General features: G+C 70.2%; 1 protein-coding gene. It reads left to right on the forward strand.

Annotation, left to right across the window (positions count from 1 at the left end):
* Nucleotides 1-67 precede the first annotated feature (67 nt).
* Nucleotides 68-1,134, forward strand: a protein-coding gene (locus ABD363_RS32735) for an IS630 family transposase (RefSeq protein WP_425578051.1) whose coding sequence is annotated in 2 segments (ribosomal slippage) — nucleotides 68-511 and nucleotides 514-1,134 — 1,065 coding nt in all. Because the reading frame shifts where the segments join, the coding sequence is not laid out codon by codon here.
* The last annotated feature ends 31 nt before the right edge of the window (nucleotides 1,135-1,165 follow it).

A 1,165-nucleotide genomic window follows, 5' to 3' on the forward strand; every position in this document is an offset into this window, starting at 1 on the left:
TACTGAGGTTGAACTCGTGTTGTCGTAGGGGCTGACGGGCCGCGGTCCCCTGCGGTATCACCGGGGCATGCGGTATCCACAAGGGGGCGGGCTGGCCGCCGAACGTCAGCGGTTCCGCGAGGAGTTACGGCTCCAGGCGGCCGAGCGGTTCGCCCTCGGCGAGGCGGGCTCGGTGATCGCCAAGGACTTGCGCGTCAGTGTCCGGTCGGTGCAGCGGTGGCGGCAGGCGTGGGACGAGGGCGGTCCGCGTGCTCTGCGATCGCGGGGGCCGGCGTCGTTGCCGGGACTGAGCGAGAGGCAGTTCGCACAGCTGGAGGCGGAACTGGCCAAGGGACCGGCCGCGCACGGCTGGGAGGACCAGCGGTGGACCCTGGGCCGGATCAAGACCGTGACCGGCCGGCGCTTCCACCTGGCCTACACCCTTCAGGGTGTGCGAAAGCTGCTGGTCCGCAACGGCTGGTCCTGTCAGGTCCCCGCCCGCCGGGCCCTGGAACGCGACGACGAGGCCGTGGCCGGCTGGGTGAAGGAGACCTGGCCCTGCGCGGAAGACTCGCGGCGGCCCGTGGAGCCTGGCTCGTCTTCGAGGACGAAGCCGGCTCCTCCATGACGCCGCCGCAGGCGAAGACCTGGCCGCCCCGTGGCCGCACACCGGTGGTGCGCGTCCGCGGCCGCTCCCGCAGACGCATCTCCATCGCAGCGTTGACCTGCTACCGGCCCGGCCACCGCTCGAGGCTGATCTACCGGCCTCGCCGCGACGACGGCAACCGCGACGGACGCAAGAGCTTCTCCTGGCGCGACTACCGCGACCTGCTGACCGCGGCACACCAGCAGCTCGGCGGCCCGATCGTCCTGATCTGGGACAACCTCAACGTCCACAAGGCCACCGACCTGCGGAAACGGGCGGCAGCCCGGGATTGGCCGACCATCTACCACCTGCCGCCCTACGCACCCGACCTCAACCCCGTCGAAGGCATCTGGTCGCTCCTACGACGCGGCTGGCTGTCCAACGTCGCCTTCAGCACCCCCGAACACCTCATCCAGCGCATCCGCCACGGCCTGCGGCACATCCAGTACCGCAGCCACCTCATAGACGGCCGCCTCGCCGAGACCGGCCTGATCATCAGACCCGCCTGACCAGCACGACATCACGAGTTCAACCTCAGTA

The organism is Streptomyces glaucus, from assembly GCF_039533365.1.
Taxonomy (GTDB): domain Bacteria; phylum Actinomycetota; class Actinomycetes; order Streptomycetales; family Streptomycetaceae; genus Streptomyces; species Streptomyces glaucus.